Source organism: Paracoccus zeaxanthinifaciens ATCC 21588, assembly GCF_000420145.1.
Lineage (GTDB): Bacteria > Pseudomonadota > Alphaproteobacteria > Rhodobacterales > Rhodobacteraceae > Paracoccus > Paracoccus zeaxanthinifaciens.
Genome location: NZ_ATUJ01000004.1, coordinates 277096 through 292891 on the forward strand (window position 1 = coordinate 277096; position 15796 = coordinate 292891).

Here is a 15796-nt window from a genome sequence, read left to right on the forward strand (position 1 = left end):
TCTGTTCCGCAAGAACTAAGCTTGAACTACACCCCATGACCTCTGCGCCGTAAAAGCTCGCTACAGTGACAGACTGTAGGTAGCTCTTCGAGCTACCGTCTGCCCCTCACGCCGGGGAGGCGCTCCATCGCCCTTGCGGGCAATTGCGCGGAGACCTGGCGGCCTCCTTGCGGCCCGCGGCTGGCGCCGCGGTCCCGATTCAGAAGGTGCCTGCGTAGGGCCTGCGGCGGGCACTCGACCTCGATTGGATATATCGCGGCGGCCCCTTGAATCATGGCCGGGACCTGTCCCGGCCATGCGCGCGGCAGCGCGCGAACGATGTGTTACGTGATGACGCTGGCTCGACGTGCCTTGGGCAATTGCTAAGGCCATGTCCGCTGGCATGGGCTGTGCAAACCGCGTTGCGTGTGGATGGCCGCCGTTCGCTTCGTCGCTTGGCAAGGTCGGCAAAGCAGACGAAGCGAAGCTTCGCCCAGCCACGTCATCGACAACCTTGGGCTACCACTTGAAGACATGCCGCAAGACGCGAAAGTTGCCGCTAAGCTTGTTGCCTCCCAGATCCCCGGCAAGCCTTTGCAAGACGCCGCCGAAACCATAGTTCGGAATGGCATCCTCCACAGCCTTCACTTGCACCCGTGTCAAACCCTTACGGATTTTTCCATCGGTCGCGTCGATCCAATCGCCCTTGCGAATTGCTTCTACGATAGCCTGGTTGGGCCCGCGATAGGGGAAGACCTTGTGATGCCAGTGGATCGCATCGCGCAGCAACCGAGGATCAAGCCCCCAGCAATATTTTTCGTTGTCGGCCAGAGCGTGTTCTTCGGATGGCTCCAGATAAGCCAGCTCGTTCTCCGTCCAGAGCCCAATGTCGTGGTAGACAAGAGCGGTTTCAACCAGAGGCCTTGCTTCTTCGTCACCACCGAGAAAGTGCATTGCATAGGTGATCACGCGATAAACGTGACCGCGATATGCCGGGTAATCGTCGCCAATGATGTCCCGGTAAGGGGCAAACAATCGTTCCACACGATCACTATGATCGATCGCTTGAATGATATCGGGCATATTGCAACCTCTCTTGGAACTGGATGGCGCAGGTTGTAATCAGGTGATTACAGTTACGGGGAAAGGTAAGTCAACAGGTGATTACTTGGATATCGAATTGAGCAAGCCAAAGATGCCTGACGCGAAGCCACGCAATCCCTCCGCAACCAGAGACGCCCTGATGGGTGCGGCGCGCGCAGAATTTCAGCGGACGGGTTATGAGGCAGCAAGCACACGCAAGATCGCGTCGGCAGCGGGGTGCAATCCCGCCCTGATCAGCCGTTACTACGGATCGAAGATCGGCTTGTTCGAAGCGGTCATGGAAGAATGTATCGACCTTGCCCCGCTTCAAGGACTGCCACTGCCTGAAATGGTTGAGGCATTGGCTGACATCGCCCTGGGCAAGGCCGATCCGACGGGCGGCTTTGATCCATTGGTCGTCGCCATCAAGTCCTCCGGTTCCGTCGAAGCGCAGGACGTTATTCGCACCAAGCTTGGCAACCCAATGGTGAAGCAACTGGCGGCCCTGATCGGCGGCAACAATTCCGATCAGAAGGCTGGCGTGATACTCAGCATCATTTCGGGAATGTTCGTTGGTCGTGTCTCGGTGGATGCCGAGGCACTTTCTGCGGATCACGACAGTGCCTTGAAGGAGTTGCTGGTGCACGCGATGACGGCCGTATTGTCGCCCGATCGTTAGGCTCAGGACCCATCAATCGGCCTGCGGCGCCACTGGCGGCGTAGTTCACACCTCCAACCATAGGAGGGTGTGGCCAATAGTTTGGGGTTGAGCGACGAGCAGATGGCACGGCTCGAGCCCTTCTTTCCGAAGAGCCATGACGGGCCACGGATCGATGATCGCCGTGTTCCGAGCGGGCGATCTGCCCCCGGAATGTCCATCGCCCTAACGTAGAGTTTGCTTCATCACAAATGAGCAGACGACATGAGGAAAAGGCCTGCCCTGGGATCGAACGAACCCGAAACCTGGCGAGATGCCGGAACTCTACAGAGTTCTACGGTCCGCTGGCAGATGCTGCATCTTGTTGGCAGGTGAGAACCCTGCCACGGATGCTGCCGCCACAAACGCGGCACGAGCGGAACTTACAGGCAGGAGGCATTCCATCGCTGCGTCGATCCGGCTCAGCGCCGCATCGCGGGCGGCGCCGGAGGTCGGCCAGTTGACCTCGAGCCAATAGCGAGCCTGCTCTATTGTAGAGATCGCCTTGATCTCAGTTCCGTCGTCAGAGTGCAGTGCAAGGGGGCTACCCCAGTTCAGTTCTATCATATCATTTTTTTCTTTTTATGTTTCAGCTCTCCCAGAATCTCGGCCAGAACCAGTTCCTGAATGCAAACGGGGACGGCCTGATGGCCGCCCCCGCCGTAGCTATGTGCCGAGTGGGCTTATGCCAGAGTCAGATTGGTAGCGGATTCGCGACCGTCACGACCACGCTCGATGTCGAAGCTCACGGCTTGCCCATCGGCAAGCGAGGTCAGGCCTGCGCGCTCGACCGCGGAAATGTGAACGAAAACGTCGCTGCTGCTACCTTCCGGTGCAATGAAGCCGAAGCCTTTGGTGCTGTTGAACCATTTCACGGTGCCAGTGGCCATCGTGTCGTCTCCTGATATATCGCCATCCGCGAGATTGCGATGGCCCGGCTCGGTCCCGTCTTAAAGACAACTGAAGCCGATGAGGGAGACAGAAGGTCGAAGATTAGTCGCGATGCCAGTATCAGATGGAGGCTTTCAAGCAAGAATACAAGCCTTGCCAGAAAGGTGGTTGGGGCGCCCAGAGGGTTGGACCGTTCGACAGCCCCTGAAACCGCGATGAAAGCGCCCCCTCATCGCTTTGACATGGTTCATGTCTTGCCGATGTGGGAGACCCCGAGCACCACTTCGTGCAGGCGCGCTGCGCGTCAATGGATCGGCTCATCAGGCCATAGAATTTCGGCGCGTGCAGCAAGTTGGAATGCCATATCAGATATCCTGCGGTTTGAAATCTGCGGGGTCGCGCGGCATTACACTCTTCAAAAGAGCTACGGATTTTTCCAGCCCTTCCAATGAATTGAGCAGCACATCTTCATGTTCTATCGAAAGCCAGCCGTCGTAGCCCGCCATCTTCAGGCGATAGCAGAACTGACGCCACCATTCATCCCCATGGCCGAAACCAAGCGTGATGTAGGACCAGGCCCGCGCCGGAATATCCATCAGCGGTCCGTTCTCAAGCAGTGAGTTGGCGGCCTGAACGGGGGCGTTCAGCATCGTGTCCTTGGCATGCACATGGTAGATCAGATCACCCAATGCATCGGCGGCGGCCAGCGGATCGGCCCCCATCCAGAACAGGTGCGACGGATCAAGGTTCGCGCCGATTACGGGGCCTATGGCTTCGTTCAGCCGCTTGAGGGATGCGACATTGTAGACGCATTGGTTGCCGTGCAGTTCCAGCGCGATGCGCGTCACGCCGTTTTCGCGGGCGAGCCCGGCAATCTCGGACCAGAAGGGGATCAGCTTCTCCTCCCACTGGTATCGAAGGATCTCTTGTGTTTCCGGAGGCCAAGACGACACCACCCAATTGGGCATGGTGTCCCCTGGGCTTCCGGCCGGCAGGCCCGACATCGTGCAGACGGTGGTCACACCCATGTCGCCCGCCACGCGGATGGTGTCGCGCAGGTCCCTGCCCTGCGTCGCATCGGTCGGATGCAGAGGGTTGCCATTGGCATTCAGGCTGATGATCTCAAGCCCGCGATCCTGAAACGCGCGGTGGAAGTCGTCCCGTTTCCGGCGGTCTTCCAGCATGCCGCGCAAGTCGAAATGCGGGGCGGTGGACCAGCCGCAGGTGTTCACCTCGACCCCCGACACCCCCATACGTGCCGCGTGGTCCAGCATCTCGGTCAGGCTGATGCCGCCGAGGCTGTCGGATACGAAACCCAGTTTCATGCCGCCCTGCCTTTCTGGATCGAATAGAAATCCGGCCTGCCGATCATCCGGACGGGCGTCTTCTGCCCGCTGTCCAGTGCCAGGGCGCCCGCTTCCGCGACAATCGCCGCGCAATAGCCATCCCAGCAGTCCGAAGCGATGGCCGGGAAGACCCCGGTGTTCACGAAGCGTAGGAAATCGCGGTTCTGACGGACATAGGCCTCGTGGTAGCGACCGCGCCAATCTGCGTCGTATCGGGTGGATGCGGCCAGCCTCATGTCGGTCCGGCTGTAGGCCACATTGTTCATCGCGACACTGCCGCGCTCGCCCACAAGTTCGGCGCGCACGTCATAGCCGTAGTCGGCATTGTTGTTCACCTCGATGGTGACGACCTGACCGCCGTCGGTTTCCAGCACCATCACGACCGGCGCCACGCGCCCGTCCGACCGTCTGGGTTGAGTCGCGGTCACGCTGGTGAATTCGCAGCCAAGGACATGGCGGACAACATCGAATTCATGCGGGGCGGAATTGGTGATCGCCATGGCGCCGGTGAAATCGGAAGCCGGAGTTTCGACATTGCGGTGAAAGTTGTGCATCATCAACGCACGTCCCAGCCGGCCTTGATCCAGCGCCTGTTTCATCTCGACATAGGCCTGATCATAGCGGCGCATGAAGCCCAGCATGACGCAGCGCGTGCCGACATTCTGCTCGGCCTGCATCACCTGAAGGCATTCACCGGATTTCTGTGACAACGGCTTTTCGCACAGCACCGGCTTGCCCGCCGCAATGCAGGCAGTCGACAGCGGTGCATGGGTGAAATCGGGCGAGGCGATGATGACCGCATCCACGTCGTCGCGCGCGATCACGGATTGCGGGTCGCCGGACACGTCCTGCGCCCCGCAACCATCGGCAAGCGCCCTGGCGCGGTTTGCGTCCATGTCGCAGATCACCTGAAGCTGCGCGCCGGGCATGTCCTCGGCAACGATCTTTGCGTGATCCGCGCCCATCAGTCCCGCGCCGATGACGGCAAGCCTGATTGTCATTGCAAGTCTCCTCACGTCGGGTCGGAACAGCTCCGCCCGTCGAATTCTGGGGTCGTTGGGATCGGGCAGATCCTGTCTGCCCTTTTCTTGTCAGAGCGGTGCCGCGGCCGTGCGACCTTCGGCGGCATCCGCCGGGCCCTCGATGCTGGCTTCCAGATCGGCCATGCTTTCACCGCCCGCCATCAGATCGGCGATCTCCTCTCGGGTTCTCTCTCCCTTGCGGAAATCGGCCGCGATCGCTCCGCGGATCAGGACCGCGAAATGGTCGCCCACCGCCATCGCATGCATGACCTGATGGGTGATGAAGATGACAGCAAGGCCCCGGCGCTTGGCCTCATTGACGATGCGCAGGACATGAGCCGCCTGCTTTACCCCAAGCGCCGCGGTCGGTTCGTCAAGGATCAGGACGCGGGCGCCGAAATAGACGGCCCGCGCGATGGCCAGCGATTGCCGTTCACCCCCCGACAAGCCGCCGACAAGGCGGTCGCCATCGGTGATGCGGGTGATGCCCATTTTCTGGACTTCCTCGACCGCGATCCGGTTCGCCTTCTCGCGGTCGAAGACCCTGAAGGGACCGAAGCCGCGCGTCGGCTCCATCCCCATGAAGAAGTTGCGCCCGATCGACATCAGCGGATAGGTTCCGCCGAACTGGTGCACGGTGGCAATGCCGCGTGCCTGTGCGTCGCGCGGCCCGCTGAACCTGGTTGCCTGGCCATCCATCAGGATCTCGCCGCGCGTCGGCTGATGCACTCCGGCAAGCGTCTTGATCAGCGTCGATTTTCCCGCGCCGTTGTCGCCAAGAAGGCAGAGCACCTCTCCCTCGCCCACCTTCAGGCTGATTTCATGCAGCACGTCGATGGGCCCGAACGACTTGTCGACATTGCGGAGTTCGATAACAGGGGTTCCACTGGACATCGGCCGTCTCCTTACTTCTTCTTCGTCGACCAGCTGGTGGCCAGCTTGCGGAAGGTGTCGTTCATCAGGACCGCGATCAGAAGCATCACGCCGATGATCAGGAAGGACAGGTTCCGGTCGATTTCCGTATAGCCGATCCCTTGCTGCACCACGCCCAGGGTCAGCGTGCCGAAGACGATGCCCATCACCGTGCCGAAGCCACCGGTCAGCAGCAGCCCGCCGACGACGCATGCGATGATCGTGTTGAAGATCATCCCGAAATTGGCCTGCGATGTCGCCGCGTTGAACTGGATCGTCTGCAGCACGCCCGCGAATGCGGTCGATGTCGAGCTGAGCATGAACAGCCCGATCTTCAGACGCTGCACGGGGATGCCGGCGTTGCGCGCGCTTTCCTGATCGCCGCCAAGCGCAAAGACCCAGTTTCCCCAGGGGCTTTTGTGAAGGAAAAAGATGAAGCCGACGATCATCGCGATCCACCAGAAGACCGATGACCGGAAGCCACCAAGCAGCCGCCCGCCGAACAGCGTCTTCGCCCAATCCGGTGCATTCAGCGACGTTTGGGTGGTGTTGATGAAGACGATCGACAGCGACAGCGTCAGGCCTGCCACGGCGAACAGCGTGGCCAGCGTGACGATGAAGGACGGAACCTGCGTCCGGGTCACGATCATGCCGTTGATGAATCCTATCAACGCACCTACCGACAGGGCCGCGCAAACCCCCAGCATGATCGGCATTTCGTAATAGCCCGAGATGACGGCGACCGTCATGGCCGAAGCCGGAAGCACCGCACCGGTCGAGATATCAAGCTCTCCGGCGATCATCAGGAAGCCGACCGGGATCGCGATCATGCCGACGGTAGAGGCAAAGTTCACCCAGGTCGAAATCCCGCCCACCGACAGGAAATTGCGCTGGAACCCGAAGATAGCAAAAACGATGAATACCATGGCGAAGCCCATGAAGGCCCCGGCGGCCGGGCTGCGCATGAGTTCGCCAAGGGATAAGCTGGGCGAAGGCTTTTCGGCGCGCGGGCTTTCCGCCGGACCACCTGTCGATGTCGTGTCGGTCATGGGGGTGTCTCCAGGATGGTATCGCTTGCGCCCCATGTCATGCGGGGCGATGAAAGGGACCTGCCCGGCAAAGGCAGGTCCTGTTTTGCTGGCAAAGGATCAGCGCGCGCCGAGCTTCACGCCCTCGATCGCGGTGGAGACATTGGACGCATCGACGATGGCCGGGCCGGTCAGCACGGGCTTTGTCGCCAGTTCGGTACCGAACTTGATATGCGAGAACAGCATCGAGGTGGACAGGAAGCCCTGCAGATAGGGCTGCTGGTCGATCGCCATGACCTGTGTCCCGGCCTCGATACGTTCCAGTACCGATGCGGACATGTCGAATGTGCCCAGCTGAACCTCTTCGGCCTTGCCCAACTGCTCGATGGCGGACGCCGACGCGTCGGCTGCCCAGGCTGCCAGATTGATCACCGCGTCGATGTCGCCGTCCGCGATCAGCTCGGCCTTGATCGCCTCGGAGGTGCCGACCATGTCCTGATCCAGATTGGCCGGAACGCGCAGGATATAGGTCTCGGCCCCGGCTTCGGTGGCGCCGTCCTGAACGCCCTTGCAGCGGGTCTCCAGGTTCACTGCGCCCGGGTTCTGGATGTGGCACATGATCTTGGATGCGCCGTTCTCGGCAAGGTATTTGCCGCCCGCGACACCCGCCAGATATTCGTCGGACCCGAAATAGTTCAAGGCGCCATACTCGCCCATCTCTTCTTGGCCGGCGTTGAAGGACATGATCGCGATACCCTTGTCAGCCGCGGCCTTCAGTGCGGGGGTTTCGGATTCGGGCAACCAGTTCGGAATGGCGATCCCGTCGGCACCCTGGGCCACGGCCTGCTCGATCAGCGATACCAGGTCGGGGCCAAAATTGTCATAATTCGGCGTTTGCAGGAAATTCACCGATCCGCCATTGGCCTCGACGACAAGGGCCGCATCTTCGACGCCTTTCTTGACCATGTTCCAGAAGCCGTCCTGCGCCGATCCGACGATGACGGCAATGTCCTGCGCCATGGCGCCCGTGGACATGCAGGCAACAACGGCACCGGCCGCAATGGTGGGGGTAAATTTCATGACATGTTCCTCCTCTGCCAATCCGCCGTCCCCGTGACCGGGAATTCCCTGCCCGCATCGCGGACGACGCCATGATCCAGGCACGCGGAAAGCCCCGGCATGCCATCTGAAAACTTCGTATCTTGTTGATTTCGGACCCGACCCACCCCGCTGTCGCGGTCCTCCGGGGATCGGTTCCCATCCTCTGGTATTGCATCTAATATGCGATGGTCTTCAAATCGTGGAAGCCAGCTTGTCGTCTTATTTTGATGTATTTAACATCATTATGTGGCTAGATCCGCTCCAAACACCACGAAATACGCGTGATTTCTTGCGCCCCGCCATTTTTGATGCAAAGAAGATCATGAATAGGAGAACAGGATGCCCTCAAGCCCCCCGACGGGTCGATGGAAAGGACCGACGGTTCAGGAAATCGCCAAGCTGGCAGGCGTTGGCACGGCATCGGTCGACCGCGTTCTGAATAACCGTCCCGGCGTGAAGGAACTGACCCGGACCCGTGTTCGCGCGGCCCTTGAAAAGCTAACACGCGAACAGGACGATACCGCGGGTTTGCTGCGGGTGAAGCTGCTTTGCGAATCTGGAACCAGCTTCAACCTGATGGTCGAGACGGCAGTCGATCGGGTGAACCGCAGCATGGCGGGCATCCAGATCGAAGGCCAATACGTGTCCACGAACGAATCCGACCCGGTTCATTTTGCCCGCCGCATCGAGGAAGCGGCAGAGCATGACGGGGTGATCGTCGTCGCCCGTGAACATCCGGCAATCAATCGCGCGATCCGCAAGGTCGTGGGTGCGGGCCGGCCGGTTGTCACGCTGACCAGTGATCTGCCGTCGTCACGACGTTCCGCCTATGTTGGAAACGACCAATATGCAGCGGGCAGTGTTGCCGCCCAGCTGATCGGGAAGATCCTCCCTAAGCAGCGCAGCAGCATATTGCTGATGTTCAGCGTCGCGTTCCGGAGCCAGCAGGAGCGGGAAATGGGCTTTCGACGGGTGCTGCGAAGCGACTTCCCCCACCTGAAGATCGAGGAGAAGATGACGTCGGACGACAGTACCGAAACGACCCGTGCCCAACTTGCCGCGCATATCAGTACCCACGGCTGTCCGGCGGCGATCTATAACCTTGCAGGTGCAAACCGTGGCGTTGCCGAAGCCCTCGAGGCGGTCGGCAGGGCCGAGGATACCGTCTTCATCGGTCACGAGCTAACCCCTTACAGCCGGGCATTGCTCGAAACAGGAACGCTGGACTATGTAATCTCGCATGATTTCGCCAGCGAGGTCGGTCAGGCCGCCGAGTGGATCCGTTCCCATGCAACCGGCACGGGGACATCGGAACCGGCACCCACGCAGATCACGATCCATACGCGGTACAACTGCGGATTATAGCGCCGATCGGCCGGCGTGGCCGGCCGCAAACTTACAGCGATGCCGCCATTCAGACCTGCCTGACCATGAAGGCGCTGTTCGGTATGGCGCTCTGGCAGACGACCGGGTTCGTCGAAGGTCGCTGCGACTAGTTCGCCCCGACTGGACGGCGCCCGACTTCAGCACGCTGTCGCGTTGCCAGAGGACCTTGGCTGTCAGCATTCCATACCGTGGATCGAAAGGCCCAATGCACCTGCTGATCGACAGCACCGGCATCAGGGTCGAGGGCGAAGGCGAATGACACGCCCGCAAGCATGGCGCCCGAAAACGTCGCACCTGGCGCTGGATCCGCCCGGGGTTCGACGAGGAAACGCTGGCAGTTCGGGCCCTCGTGATCACCGGAAGCCATATCGGCGATGCGCCGGTCTTGCCTGACCTCCTCAGCCAGTTCCCGGATGACCGACAGATCGGCAGTGTCACGACAGACGGCGCCTACGACACCCGCAAGTGCCACGATGCCATCGCGGACCGCGGTGTCCGTGCCGTCATCCCGCCCCGCAGGAACGCCAAGCCGTGGAAGGTCATCACAGCTGGCGCGGCCGCACGAAACGAGGCCCTGCGCGGTGCGAATTACCTCGGCCGGTCCGTCTGGCAGCGATGGAGCGGATACTACCGAGCCGCGTCGAGACCAAGATGCATTGTGTGAAACCGCTGGGCCAACGGCTCATGGCGCGAGACTTCGACCGGCAGGTCGCCAAACTCCAGGTCCGCATCGCTGTTCTGAACGGCTACGCCGCGCTCGGCATACCCGTCGCGGAAGCTGCGGGGTAAGTCTGTCCGAGAAAAGGGGGAATCTCGGCGTTCAGACGATTTGTACAACAGTGCCAATTTCATACGAACACTCTGATCCCGCGGCTTGCGTTCAGCCACCATCGGAACGATGATGGTGCGGCACAACCAACGACGCAGGTTACGTCGATCCGACGAAAGAACTGCATTCTCAGTGCCTTACTTCGGCTTCGGTGGAATCCTACCGCCCCAGCCAACTTCCAGTAAGTCGTTGAGATAGCTCGTCTTATCGAGGACGGACAGTCGATCTGGACCACTGTCCATCATCACTGTCCATCATGGCATTTGCACCCCTAGCTTGGGGACCCGCCATGGGCATTGCCAACTTCGTCTTCCGCCGGGGCGCGATCTACACCTGGCGCCGCCGCATTCCGAAACGTGCCTCCTCCGCCGCCTCGAACCTCCAGGTCTCGCTGCGGACCGCTTGCCCGTGGACAGCGCGCCGGCTGGCCGTCATCGTGACCGCCGAGAGCGAGAGGGTGTTCGACCGGATGGGCATGGAAGGACTTACGCCGCAGGTGGCGCATGAATGGCTGGAGACCGTCATCCGGGAAGAGCTGGAGCGATCCGCCAAGCGCGACCGCGCCGCGTTCCACCTGCCGCAGACCGGCAACCCCGTCGAGAGCGCGCATCAGGACCATCTGGCGGGCGAGGCGCTGCGTCTCATCGCCCGCAAGGGCATCGAGCTGGAACTGGACGAGGACGAGCGGCGCGAGCTGAGCGCGCGCGGCTATTCCGAGGCCGATCTGGAACGCATCGACGAATACCAGGTCATCCTGGGCCGCGACGCGGCCACCGAACCGGTCGAGAACCGCATCCGGCGCCGCGCAGCCGGGATCGCGGGCAAGGAGCGCATCAGCGGTCACGAGTTCTTCGACGCCAAGCGGATATGGCTGAATGGCCGCGCGGCGGCGCTGCTGTCGTCCAAGGCGGGATTGGACCGGGGCTTCGACGATGCCATGGCGATGGCGGGCAGACTGCGGGACGGAAAGCCCCTCCCGGCTGCCGAGGATGCCGCGCCGCCCACTCCCACATCCGCTGCCACACCTGAATCCTCCCCCGCCTTCGATCCCGCACTACAAGCCGTCGCGGACCGCCTCGCCAGCCGCAAGGAGAAGCGCGGGCGGGTCACGGACAAGACCGCCTACCAGATCCGCAAGACCGCCGAGCTGCTGCACGAGGCCACCGGCATCGAGGACATCCGCAAGCTGCGGCAGGAGCACCTGATGGCCTTCAGCAACATCATGCATGCCCTGCCCCCGACCTATCGCAAGACGCCGAAGGAGCGAGACATGACGCTTGCGGAAATCATCGACACAGCTAAGGCATCCGACCGGAAACAGGGCCTGTCCGCCGCCACGATCAACCGCAATCTCGGCTTCGTCGGCCAGCTCATCAAGCACGCCCGCTCGGAAGGGCTGAGCCTCGATCCGCTTCTGGACACGCGCGATCTGCGAGAGACCGACCCCGAGGACGACCAAGACAAGGTCGCCCCCTTCAGCCGCGACGACTTGCGCCGCATCTTCGCAGGCCCCGTCTGGCAGGGCTGCCAGAGCGCGGGGCGCCGCACCCGGCCCGGCGATCTCGTCATCAAGGACGCGCTCTACTGGCTGCCGCTGATCGCCGCCTATACCGGCGCGCGGCGCGAGGAGATCGCGGGTCTTGCGCCCGAGGACATCGTCACCGAGGACGGCATCGCGGCCTTCCACTTCCGCCCCACCGAGATCCGGCGCCTGAAGAACCGCCCCTCGCAGCGCAAGGTGCCGATCCACCCGCACCTGCTGGAGCTGGGCTTCCTGGAGCATGTCGCGCAGGCCGAAACCGGCCAGGTCTTCCCCGATCTCAAGCGCCGCAAGGGGCGCGGAACGCTGTCGGACGCCATCAGCTTCAACTGGCACAAGCTGCTGCGCTCACAGCTGGGCGAGGATGCGGCGAAGAAGAACTTCCACTCGTTCCGCCACTACGTCACCGACGAGCTGCGCTACCGGCAGGACGTGCCCGACCTCTCGCGCCACCACCTGCTGGGCCACGCGATCAGCTCGGAGGAGGACCCCCGCTACGGCCAGCGCACACCCCTGCCCCTCCTGAAGCCCCTCATCGATGCACTGCCAAGGGTGTTCTGAGGTGGTGGAAAAGTGGAAGGCGCGTCACGGCCCGAAGCAGCCACTGCGCTCCCGCTCAGCGGATGACATCTTTGAGGCTATGACGATCTGGATGGCTGATTCATTCCAGCCTCAGTTCGACGGCTCGGTCGTGGCAGGCGGTCATGGCCTTATGGATCACGTCTCCGAACCCGTTTTCCTGCATCGAGACGATGGCTGCATGGGTCGTTCCGTTGGGCGATGTGACACGGGCACGCAGGTCTTCTGGCGCATCGCCCTTGGTGGCCATGGTGGCGGCGCCAAGCGCGGTCTGCAGGGTCAGCGCCCTTGCGTCCTCCGGGCTCAGCCCCAGGGCGGTCCCGGCGCGGATCATCTCTTCGATCATCAGGAAGTAATAGGCGGGACCGCTGCCCGAAACGGCCGTGACCGCATCCAGAAGCTCTTCCCGCTCGACCGAGACGCAGATGCCGAATGCCTCGATGATTTCCTTGGCAGCGGCATGTTGCGCCTCGGAGGCGTGCCGGTTGAGGTAGAGGCCCGTCGCCCCCAGGCCGAACAGGGCGGGCGTGTTGGGCATGGTGCGTGCGATGGCCACGGGGCCAAAGAGACCCTCGAGCGTCGCGATCGTGACGCCGGCGGCGATGCTGAGGATCAGCTTGCCGGACAGATCTGCGTCCATCTGATCCGCAACGGCGGAAATCACCTGAGGTTTGACGGCCAGCACGATGATGTCGGCGGCAGCTGCTTCGGCCACGTCGCCTGTGGTCGGGATGCCGTGATCTGCTGCCAGCCGGTCCCGCTGATCCGCGTTCGGATCGACGACCGTGATCCGCGACGGCGCCCAACCGCTGGCGATCATGCCTCCGATGATGGCGGAGGCCATGTTGCCGCCGCCGATGAATGCTACGTTTTCCATGGCTCAGAACATCGTGTTGTCATGCGCGATTTCGTCGGGAATGGGCTGAATGACGTCCCAATGCTCGACGATGCGGCCGTCTTCGAGGCGGAAGATATCCATGACCGCGGATCCGCGATCGTTCCTGTCCTGCGTCCAATGGGCGTGAACGGTCACATGGTCGCCCTAGCAGAACATGCGCTTGATGTCGAAATGCGACTCGGGGTTCTCCGAGAAGGCCTTCCTGAAGTTCTCTCTGAACGCCTCGACGCCATCGGCGACACCGGGATTGTGCTGGGTGTAGCTGTCCCCGACGTAAGCATCCATGCCCTCGTCGACCTTGTGCTGGTTGAAGACGGTCTCGAGAAAAGCCCTGACGATACGCTTGTTTGCTTCCTGGGTGCTCATGGCGGACCTTCCAATCTGTACGGTTGCGTTCGTGCGCCGCACCGGAATGAGGCGCTGTCGAAGGCTCAGAAGCTGGTGATGACAGTCGCGCCGACGGACTGGAACTTGTCCATGTTCATCAGGGCCTCGGGGGCCGCGTCGATCCCGATCTTGTCGCCGACCAGGCGTGCCGGATCCAGCTTGCCGCTTTCGACCATGTCCAGCATCGCGCCATAGCGATGCGCCTGCATCCCGTGCGAGCCGAGCAGCTCGATCTCTTGGCCGACGATCTTGGGCATCGGCACCGCGGGGGCCGCGTGATCGCCAAGCATCAGGCCGACCTGGACATGCTTGCCGCGCGGGCGCAGGCAGAGGATCGAATTCGTCATGGTGACGGGATGCCCCAGAGCATCGAGCGAGACATGCGCGCCACCCTTGGTGATTTCCTTGATCGCCTCGACCACGTCGCCCTTGCCATCGATGGTCGCGACCGCGCCGAGCTCCTTGGCCAGGGCCAGCTTACCCGGATCGAGATCGACGCCGATCACGTTGGCCCCTGCCGCGCTGGCGATCATCACCGCCGACAGGCCGACGCCGCCGCAACCATGCACGGCAACCCACTGGCCCGCGCTGACCCGGCCCTGGTCGATCACGGCGCGGAACGAGGTGGCGAACCGGCAGCCCAAGCTTGCAGCGGTGGCGAAATCCATCGTCTCGGGCAGGGCGACGACGTTCAGGTCTGCTTGGTGGATGGGCACATATTCGGCAAAGCTGCCCCAATGGGTGAAGCCGGGCTGTTCCTGATGCAGACACACCTGCTGATGCCCGGCATTGCATTCGCTGCACGACCCGCAGCCGCAGATGAACGGCACGGTGACCCGATCACCGACCTTCCAGTTCCTCACGTCCTTGCCGACCGCCTGGACCACGCCTGCCAGCTCGTGGCCGGGGATGTGCGGAAGCTCGATGTCGCTGTCATGCCCCATCCAGCCGTGCCAGTCGCTGCGGCACACGCCGGTGGCTTCGACCTTGAGGACGACGCCATGCGGCTCGGGCGTCGGGTCCGCGACGGTCACGACCTTGGGGGCTTCTTGGAACTTCTCGAACAGGACGGCTTTCATGGCAGGATCTTTCGCTTGTGACGACTGTTCGGGGAAATTTATACGGCGGAACTGAAATTGCCTTGCTATTCTGCCCCTGTATAACGATCCATTGAGTGGAAAGTGCCTCTGATGAGGATTTGATGAGGGGAATCTTTCCATGTCCGACATAGATGCAGTCAATGCACAGATTCTCGAACTGCTGCAGAGCGACGGGCGCATGACCAATGCCAGGCTCGCCGAGCATCTGAACATGAGCGAAACGCCATGTTGGCGGCGGCTGAGGAAGCTGGAGGAGACGGGGATCATCGAAGGCTATCAGGCCCAGCTCAATCGCCGGAAACTGGGGCTTGGCGTCATGGCCTTCGTTCAATTGAGCTGCTCCGAGCACGATCAGGCTGCCACCGCCGAGTTCCAGCGCATCATCGAGGTGACGCCCAACATCCTCGCCTGTCACAACACCACTGGCGAGGACGATTTCCTCCTGATCGTGGTCGCGCGCGATCTGGACGACTACAGCGCCTTTGTCGACAGCACGTTGCGGCGCCTGCCTGGTGTGACCAGCATTCGCTCCAACCTCTCGCTGAAAGAAATGAAGGCGTCGAGCAAACTGCCTGTGCGTGGATCATAAGACAGATCAGTTTCCTACATTGAAAGCGGTCTTTCATGCGAACTGCAGCGAAGTTCAGCTTTCCGTGACCTGCTCCCTTTAGAGTCCGCGTTCTTTAGTTCGCTCTGTTCAGGGTTTGGTCCTCTACTGACCGTTGGTGATACTCCCACGGGGTGAGCCCGTCGAGGCTCGTGTGGGGGCGGTGGTGGTGGTAGTCGTCGCGCCACGCCTCAATCAGGTCGTGGGCGTGGCGCAGATTAGCGAACAGGTGCTCATTGAGGCATTCGTCACGCAGCCGTCCATTGAAGCTCTCGACGAAGCCGTTCTGCATGGGCTTTCCTGGCGCGATGTAATGCCACTCGACCTTGCGATCCTCCTGCCATTTCAGGATGGCATTCGAGGTCAGCTCCGTGCCGTTGTCACTGACCACCATACATGGATAGCCGCGCA

Annotated in this window: 17 protein-coding genes and 1 pseudogene; 5 read left to right on the top strand and 13 right to left on the bottom strand. The window is 61.7% G+C overall.

Annotated elements, in window-relative coordinates:
* Positions 1–498: 498 nt before the first annotated feature.
* Positions 499–1062: a hypothetical protein gene (locus F804_RS0106225; protein WP_022706888.1), complete on the bottom strand. Its 564-nt coding sequence runs from the start codon at positions 1060–1062 to the stop codon at positions 499–501.
* Positions 1063–1075: 13 nt separating this feature from the next.
* On the opposite strand from F804_RS0106225, the gene F804_RS16885 reads away from it, so the two are divergent.
* The gene (locus tag F804_RS16885; RefSeq protein WP_169447680.1) at positions 1076–1741 is read left to right on the top strand and encodes a TetR/AcrR family transcriptional regulator; all 666 of its coding nucleotides are present in this window, start codon (positions 1076–1078) and stop codon (positions 1739–1741) included.
* Between the two features lie 303 nt (positions 1742–2044).
* Here the strand turns inward: F804_RS16885 and F804_RS17120 are convergent, their stop codons facing one another.
* From F804_RS17120 to F804_RS0106260, 7 genes are all read right to left on the bottom strand, one after another.
* Positions 2045–2326 carry a DUF982 domain-containing protein gene (locus F804_RS17120; RefSeq protein WP_022706890.1) on the bottom strand — a complete coding sequence of 94 codons (282 nt, stop codon included), beginning with the start codon at positions 2324–2326 and terminating at the stop codon, positions 2045–2047.
* Between the two features lie 116 nt (positions 2327–2442).
* The gene (locus F804_RS0106235; protein WP_022706891.1) at positions 2443–2649 is read right to left on the bottom strand and encodes a cold-shock protein; all 207 of its coding nucleotides are present in this window, start codon (positions 2647–2649) and stop codon (positions 2443–2445) included.
* A 366-nt stretch (positions 2650–3015) separates the two neighbouring features.
* On the bottom strand, positions 3016–3975 hold the full coding sequence (locus F804_RS0106240) for a sugar phosphate isomerase/epimerase family protein (RefSeq protein WP_022706892.1): 960 nt from the start codon (positions 3973–3975) through the stop codon (positions 3016–3018).
* Positions 3972–4997, bottom strand: coding sequence for a Gfo/Idh/MocA family oxidoreductase (locus F804_RS0106245; RefSeq protein WP_022706893.1), 1026 nt, complete (start codon positions 4995–4997; stop codon positions 3972–3974). The genes F804_RS0106240 and F804_RS0106245 overlap by 4 nt, the downstream gene beginning before the upstream one ends.
* Positions 4998–5087: 90 nt before the next feature.
* The gene (locus F804_RS0106250) at positions 5088–5912 is read right to left on the bottom strand and encodes an ATP-binding cassette domain-containing protein (protein WP_022706894.1); all 825 of its coding nucleotides are present in this window, start codon (positions 5910–5912) and stop codon (positions 5088–5090) included.
* 11 nt (positions 5913–5923) lie between these two features.
* Positions 5924–6895, bottom strand: coding sequence for an ABC transporter permease (locus F804_RS0106255; RefSeq protein WP_028725687.1), 972 nt, complete (start codon positions 6893–6895; stop codon positions 5924–5926).
* Between the two features lie 183 nt (positions 6896–7078).
* Positions 7079–8038 carry a substrate-binding domain-containing protein gene (locus tag F804_RS0106260; protein WP_022706896.1) on the bottom strand — a complete coding sequence of 320 codons (960 nt, stop codon included), beginning with the start codon at positions 8036–8038 and terminating at the stop codon, positions 7079–7081.
* A gap of 360 nt (positions 8039–8398) precedes the next feature.
* Here F804_RS0106260 and F804_RS0106265 point away from each other — a divergent pair, with 360 nt between their 5' ends.
* The 3 genes and pseudogenes from F804_RS0106265 (at position 8399) to F804_RS0106275 (ending at position 12375) form a co-directional block, all read left to right on the top strand.
* On the top strand, positions 8399–9424 hold the full coding sequence (locus tag F804_RS0106265; RefSeq protein WP_022706897.1) for a LacI family DNA-binding transcriptional regulator: 1026 nt from the start codon (positions 8399–8401) through the stop codon (positions 9422–9424).
* Positions 9424–10234, top strand: a pseudogene (locus tag F804_RS17125) (IS5 family transposase); the annotation flags it as partial. The gene F804_RS0106265 and the pseudogene F804_RS17125, both read left to right, overlap by 1 nt.
* 329 nt (positions 10235–10563) lie before the next feature.
* Positions 10564–12375, top strand: coding sequence for a site-specific integrase (locus F804_RS0106275; protein ID WP_022706898.1), 1812 nt, complete (start codon positions 10564–10566; stop codon positions 12373–12375).
* Positions 12376–12475: 100 nt separating this feature from the next.
* On the opposite strand, the gene proC is transcribed toward F804_RS0106275, so the two are convergent.
* From proC to F804_RS0106290, 4 genes are all read right to left on the bottom strand, one after another.
* Positions 12476–13270, bottom strand: coding sequence for a pyrroline-5-carboxylate reductase (gene proC / locus F804_RS0106280; protein ID WP_028725688.1), 795 nt, complete (start codon positions 13268–13270; stop codon positions 12476–12478).
* Between the two features lie 3 nt (positions 13271–13273).
* Complete coding sequence (locus tag F804_RS17770; RefSeq protein ID WP_425413863.1) at positions 13274–13372, bottom strand: nuclear transport factor 2 family protein; 99 nt, start codon at positions 13370–13372, stop codon at positions 13274–13276.
* A 63-nt stretch (positions 13373–13435) separates the two neighbouring features.
* Positions 13436–13657 carry a nuclear transport factor 2 family protein gene (locus F804_RS17570; protein WP_211214614.1) on the bottom strand — a complete coding sequence of 74 codons (222 nt, stop codon included), beginning with the start codon at positions 13655–13657 and terminating at the stop codon, positions 13436–13438.
* A 65-nt stretch (positions 13658–13722) separates the two neighbouring features.
* A complete protein-coding gene (locus tag F804_RS0106290; protein WP_022706899.1) occupies positions 13723–14757 on the bottom strand; it encodes a zinc-dependent alcohol dehydrogenase family protein in 1035 nt (344 codons plus the stop codon).
* 139 nt (positions 14758–14896) lie between these two features.
* Between F804_RS0106290 and F804_RS0106295 the strand changes: the two genes are divergently transcribed.
* Positions 14897–15367 (top strand): Lrp/AsnC family transcriptional regulator, encoded by a 471-nt coding sequence (locus F804_RS0106295; protein WP_022706900.1) that lies wholly within the window; start codon positions 14897–14899, stop codon positions 15365–15367.
* 94 nt (positions 15368–15461) lie between these two features.
* Here the strand turns inward: F804_RS0106295 and F804_RS0106300 are convergent.
* Positions 15462–15796 (bottom strand): integrase core domain-containing protein (locus tag F804_RS0106300; protein WP_028725689.1); only part of this gene is annotated, 335 nt, incomplete at its 5' end.

Coding starts and splice junctions, on each gene's coding strand:
- F804_RS0106225 (WP_022706888.1), bottom strand. CDS start 1,062: ATGCCCGATATCATTCAAGCGATCGATCATAGTGATCGTGTGGAACGA.
- F804_RS17120 (WP_022706890.1), bottom strand. CDS start 2,326: ATGATAGAACTGAACTGGGGTAGCCCCCTTGCACTGCACTCTGACGAC.
- F804_RS0106235 (WP_022706891.1), bottom strand. CDS start 2,649: ATGGCCACTGGCACCGTGAAATGGTTCAACAGCACCAAAGGCTTCGGC.
- F804_RS0106240 (WP_022706892.1), bottom strand. CDS start 3,975: ATGAAACTGGGTTTCGTATCCGACAGCCTCGGCGGCATCAGCCTGACC.
- F804_RS0106245 (WP_022706893.1), bottom strand. CDS start 4,997: ATGACAATCAGGCTTGCCGTCATCGGCGCGGGACTGATGGGCGCGGAT.
- F804_RS0106250 (WP_022706894.1), bottom strand. CDS start 5,912: ATGTCCAGTGGAACCCCTGTTATCGAACTCCGCAATGTCGACAAGTCG.
- F804_RS0106255 (WP_028725687.1), bottom strand. CDS start 6,895: ATGCGCAGCCCGGCCGCCGGGGCCTTCATGGGCTTCGCCATGGTATTC.
- F804_RS0106260 (WP_022706896.1), bottom strand. CDS start 8,038: ATGAAATTTACCCCCACCATTGCGGCCGGTGCCGTTGTTGCCTGCATG.
- F804_RS0106265 (WP_022706897.1), top strand. CDS start 8,399: ATGCCCTCAAGCCCCCCGACGGGTCGATGGAAAGGACCGACGGTTCAG.
- F804_RS0106275 (WP_022706898.1), top strand. CDS start 10,564: ATGGGCATTGCCAACTTCGTCTTCCGCCGGGGCGCGATCTACACCTGG.
- proC (WP_028725688.1), bottom strand. CDS start 13,270: ATGGAAAACGTAGCATTCATCGGCGGCGGCAACATGGCCTCCGCCATC.
- F804_RS17770 (WP_425413863.1), bottom strand. CDS start 13,372: ATGGATATCTTCCGCCTCGAAGACGGCCGCATCGTCGAGCATTGGGAC.
- F804_RS17570 (WP_211214614.1), bottom strand. CDS start 13,657: ATGAGCACCCAGGAAGCAAACAAGCGTATCGTCAGGGCTTTTCTCGAG.
- F804_RS0106290 (WP_022706899.1), bottom strand. CDS start 14,757: ATGAAAGCCGTCCTGTTCGAGAAGTTCCAAGAAGCCCCCAAGGTCGTG.
- F804_RS0106295 (WP_022706900.1), top strand. CDS start 14,897: ATGTCCGACATAGATGCAGTCAATGCACAGATTCTCGAACTGCTGCAG.